Origin of the sequence: Hydrocoleum sp. CS-953, from assembly GCF_002260545.1 — a bacterium.
Classification (GTDB): domain Bacteria; phylum Cyanobacteriota; class Cyanobacteriia; order Cyanobacteriales; family Microcoleaceae; genus Trichodesmium.
In genome coordinates this window covers 1-5,407 of sequence record NZ_LGSU01000911.1, presented here as the reverse complement: position 1 = coordinate 5,407, position 5,407 = coordinate 1, and the positions used below count along the sequence as shown (strand labels likewise).

General features: G+C 39.1%; 2 protein-coding genes. One reads left to right on the top strand and one right to left on the bottom strand.

Annotated elements, in window-relative coordinates; translation table 11 throughout:
• A partial coding sequence (locus tag AFK68_RS12335) for a methyltransferase (protein ID WP_143437824.1) occupies positions 1–506 on the bottom strand: 506 nt, incomplete at its 3' end.
• 4,190 nt (positions 507–4,696) lie between these two features.
• Between AFK68_RS12335 and AFK68_RS12305 the strand changes: the two genes are divergently transcribed.
• Complete coding sequence (locus AFK68_RS12305; protein ID WP_094673070.1) at positions 4,697–5,293, top strand: hypothetical protein; 597 nt, start codon at positions 4,697–4,699, stop codon at positions 5,291–5,293.
• The last annotated feature ends 114 nt before the right edge of the window (positions 5,294–5,407 follow it).

Below are 5,407 nucleotides of genomic sequence, written 5' to 3'. Positions count from 1 at the left end.
ATTCCTATTTCGTAGGAATCTGCTTCCATCTGGCGATCGATCGAACGACTGGGAAACGACATAAAAACTAAATCATATGATTGGTCTTTTTCTTCCACACATAAATCTTGTACCTTCACCTCATCTTGTTCTCGAATTAGAAGATTATTTTTTAGTGGCATAATATTGGGATGAAGGTCGGAAAACACCACTTTATTACTGTCTTTAAAAAGGCAACACAAACCAATAACTCCACAACCACATCCGAGATCGAGTACCCTTTTGCCCTTGGCATCAATTATTTTGTTTAAAATACCGCTCATAAAAGCTTGAGCGGCTATACCACCATAGGGGTTAAAAACTCCTTTAGGAACTAGAACATCAAAAATTGGTTGATCTTGAAATAAAATAGTAATTTCTCGGTCTTTTGATGAAAGTTCTTCGTGAAATTTTAGATAATCTTTTCGGTCGTATTTCAGTGCTTGTTCCTCTTTGAAAAGAATTTTAACATCTTCTTGTCGAATCATTTTTACTTCCTTTAATTAGATTAAATTATAGCACTTTTCAGATTGATAAACCACATAGTCACAAACAAAACCTTATAGAGACATTTCAATGGAATGTCCCTACTGTGGTCTACCCAAATGAAAACTGCTGTATTAAATTGGGTTTTGGTGAATTAAGGTATGATATCAAATCCGGTAGCATTGGTGTAATTAGATAAGGAGTCAGGAGTAGTAGGGGCAAATGGCCATTCGCCCGTACAGGAGGGGCGGAGGGAAGAGAATTTAGAAAGATTTGGCAATGACTGAAGATGGAACATTTTTTTATATCGAATTAAGCGGATTTGNAAATGAAAACTGCTGTATTAAATTGGGTTTTGGTGAATTAAGGTATGATATCAAATCCGGTAGCATTGGTGTAATTAGATAAGGAGTCAGGAGTAGTAGGGGCAAATGGCCATTCGCCCGTACAGGAGGGGCGGAGGGAAGAGAATTTAGAAAGATTTGGCAATGACTGAAGATGGAACATTTTTTTATATCGAATTAAGCGGATTTGATATGATTTTAGAAAATAGCGATCGCTGTGAATATCTATAGAAGCTATTTGGTATCTCCAGAAAAGAGGGAGTAGGGAATAGGGAATAGGGATTAGGGGGGAAAGAATTGATGTATATACTAGGATACCGGAGCATGATTTTTGATTATTGTTTATGTCTATAATGTATCAATACCACAGATGTTGATTTTTGAGGAGTGGAATTCTCTGTGAGAATTAGGCTAGCTAGAGAAATTGTTCATTAATGGATAATTACCTGGTGGTTAAAACCGTAAGGGAATTGAATATAAGGAAATATCCTAGCNCTAGGATACCGGAGCATGATTTTTGATTATTGTTTATGTCTATAATGTATCAATACCACAGATGTTGATTTTTGAGGAGTGGAATTCTCTGTGAGAATTAGGCTAGCTAGAGAAATTGTTCATTAATGGATAATTACCTGGTGGTTAAAACCGTAAGGGAATTGAATATAAGGAAATATCCTAGCACTTTTTTTCCCCTTGTAGAGCGACAGCTCGCGGCGCAGCCAAGGGGAGGCTAATAAAACGGAATGTGGGATATAAGGAAATATCCTAACACTTTTTTTCCCCTTGTAGAGCGACAGCTCGCGGCGCAGCCAAGGGGAGACTAATAAAGCTGAATTATTTAATTAATAATTATTAATTATAAAACTTACGCAGAGACGCTATATATAGCGCTCAAAACTATTACGGAATAGTTTTTTAACTCTATACATAGTACCTTTGCGTAAGTCCTGAATTATTCGGTAAAAAATACTCCCAATACCTCCAATACTACATCTCCCTAAACTTTCCTCTCTCCCCACACCCTTACAGGGGTAGGTTTTTAACTTCCCTGGCGGGAAGTCCCGCGCTCTCCCGGAGGGGAGCGTCGGGATGAAAGCCAGGGCCAAGATTTGGATACCTTCATAAGNGACATCACCTCTGTCTAAACAGCGGTCAGGGTTTCCCAGACTGAAGAATCCCGCGTTGTCCCGTAAGGGTAACGTCGGGAGTATGTCAATAAAGAGGTGAGTAATCACTTTTATTCAGTATAAAATTTCCACAGTCAATGTACTTTTTTATACAATAAATCCCTCAAAACTTCTCCCTCTCCCCACACTTCCCCTCCTGGGAGTGGTTAGGGGTGGGTCCCACACTCCCCACACTTCTTTGACATCAAAGGTAAAAAACCCCTTGTAAGCCCCCCACACCTCCCACACTCTCCACACTGCCGATCATAGATACCAAATGGGTTCTATAAAGAACTGGAACATCCCAAAATTTCAGATAATGGTGTTGCTGATTTTCGGTATGATTTGTATTTGTTGACAATAATGCTTTGCATTGCTACCGCTAACGGTAAACTATTGAATGACAAATACTTGAGATTATTAAGTTTTTATTTTCATACCTTGATTCAGCAACGCTGGGTTGAAATAAGCTTTAAAAATCTAGTCTTTCAATGACCTTCGGGTCAAAATTTCCTCAAGCTCACTCTCATAAAAGAACTTATCCTCCCCAAAAGCAGGTTTAAGATCGTTCAACCAAGTAGCATCTGCATCGAAACCAGCAAAAAACGGTCGCTTGCACCAGTCAGATTCGCGAGCTTGCCAAAATGACAATACAAAAACCTTTTCTCCAGCAATTTCAGTAACACCATCAATAGCTACTTTTCCAGGCAACGCTGACATTACTGGACCTCTTACGGTNTAAAAGAACTTATCCTCCCCAAAAGCAGGTTTAAGATCGTTCAACCAAGTAGCATCTGCATCGAAACCAGCAAAAAACGGTCGCTTGCACCAGTCAGATTCGCGAGCTTGCCAAAATGACAATACAAAAACCTTTTCTCCAGCAATTTCAGTAACACCATCAATAGCTACTTTTCCAGGCAACGCTGACATTACTGGACCTCTTACGGTTCTCGCCAAACCAGACACCTGTTGTATAGCTTCTCGATAAATTTCCCAACCCTGGACCAAGGGAATTTCAAAATAGTCTTTCGCACCTGTTTGTCGCTCTACAAACATATAGTAAGGAATACAACCCAAACTCACCTGCATTTGCCACATTTTCGCCCAAGTCTCTGCCGAATCATTGATGTGGCGTACTAATGGTGCTTGAGTGCGGATTTGCGCCCCTGTAGAGCGAATCCGTCGAATTGCTTCTTGNAAATTTCCCAACCCTGGACCAAGGGAATTTCAAAATAGTCTTTCGCACCTGTTTGTCGCTCTACAAACATATAGTAAGGAATACAACCCAAACTCACCTGCATTTGCCACATTTTCGCCCAAGTCTCTGCCGAATCATTGATGTGGCGTACTAATGGTGCTTGAGTGCGGATTTGCGCCCCTGTAGAGCGAATCCGTCGAATTGCTTCTTGAGCAACTGGGGTATCCAACTCCTTCCAATGTTCGTAGTGAGCCATTATCGCCAAATGCTTGCCCCGTTGGACTATCTTTTCAAACAAGCGCAACGTATTATCAGCATCTTCATCAGTGACATAACGATAAGGCCAGAAGGAAATAGATTTTGTCCCAATCCGAATTGTTTGGATATGGTCAAACTCTGGTTCGAGTAAAGGTTCAATATACAGGGCCAGTTGCCATGCTTTCATGGTCATCGGGTCGCCCCCTGTTAGCAAGACATCACTGACTTCTTGATGTTGTTGCAGGTATTGTTGAAAGATTCCTGATTCACGGGTAGCAAANTGACATAACGATAAGGCCAGAAGGAAATAGATTTTGTCCCAATCCGAATTGTTTGGATATGGTCAAACTCTGGTTCGAGTAAAGGTTCAATATACAGGGCCAGTTGCCATGCTTTCATGGTCATCGGGTCGCCCCCTGTTAGCAAGACATCACTGACTTCTTGATGTTGTTGCAGGTATTGTTGAAAGATTCCTGATTCACGGGTAGCAAATTTTAAGTCATCAAGTCCCACAAATTGAGGCCAGCGAAAGCAGAAAGTACAATAAGCATGGCAAGTTTGCCCTGCAGTCGGAAAAATTAAGACTGTTTCTTGATATTTATGCTGAATTCCAGGGACAGGTTCGCCATTGAAGGTAGGAACATTATACTCTTTTTGTCCTGCCGGATGAGGATTGAGTCGCCGACGAATCTTGTTAGCTGCCTCTTTTAAAACAGCTTTAGGAGCATTTTCTGTTAAAAGCTGAACAATTTGATTACAGTCCTGTGAGTCTAGCATTTCTTGATGAGGGAAAGTCAGTCGGAAAATTGGATCGTCAGGAATATTATTCCAATCAATTAATTGTTCCACTATATAATTGTTAGTTCGGAAGGGTAAAACTTGGGCGACGGCTTTCATTCCTAGACGTTCTTGCTCGGAAAATTTACTCAATTGAGCTATGGAGTCTATGTCTTTAGCTCCGTAAAAACGCATTTTTAACGATTTAATGTTGATCTGCATAAATTTGGTCAGATTGTAAAATGATTATTCAGTATATATTAAATATTATTGCAACCGCAATTGGAGCTACACTTGTAGGTGTATTTATTTGTACAACCTATATCTAAATGGAGGAAACTTTTATTGAAGATTTCCTAATATTATCTAAATCTACTAAAATTTAATCACAGCAGAAATTTTGATTTTGTATATAGATAATTTATGTTATATGTCTATAATTTCGGTTATTGACCCAACTCAGTCTTAATACCTTTGCTGACTATTTTAGATTAAACTCTGAACCTGACGACATTCTATCTTATTTTGGCTACGGGTATGAATCGCGATCGCTTACTTTACCCCAAACCCATCGTCAACTGGAACGGTTAGAGAGTTTAAAACAACGCTTGGAAGAGATTTTACCCTATGTCAGTTTAACTAGCGAAATGGCTAGACGGGAGTTTCTTATTGCTCCCGTTTTGATGGAATTAATTCATTACACCCAAGCTAAAATTAAGGTGAGTTATTCTTTAAAAGTTAGCGAACAATTAAAAGGTGAATTAGATTATTTTCTCCAAACCCAAAATCAGTTTTTGGTTGTCGAAGCTAAAAATGCTGACTTACAAAGAGGTTTCACAGAGCTTGCAGTAGAATTGATCGCTGTAAAGCAAGCAGAATTTGCCAGCTATTCTATGTTATATGGTGCAGTATCAATGGGCAATATTTGGCAATTTGATGTTCTTGATACTCAAAAAAACAAAATTATACAAGATATAAATTTGTATAGAGTTCCCACAGACTTGTTAGAGTTACTCCAGATTATTGTAGGAATTTTAGAAGCATAAAAAAGGAATATCTGAAATGGGAGCAAGATATTCCTAGAACCTTTTATCCTACATAAACATAATTATAGTGGACCACACACAATTTATTTACCTGAATATTTATCCACTTATAAC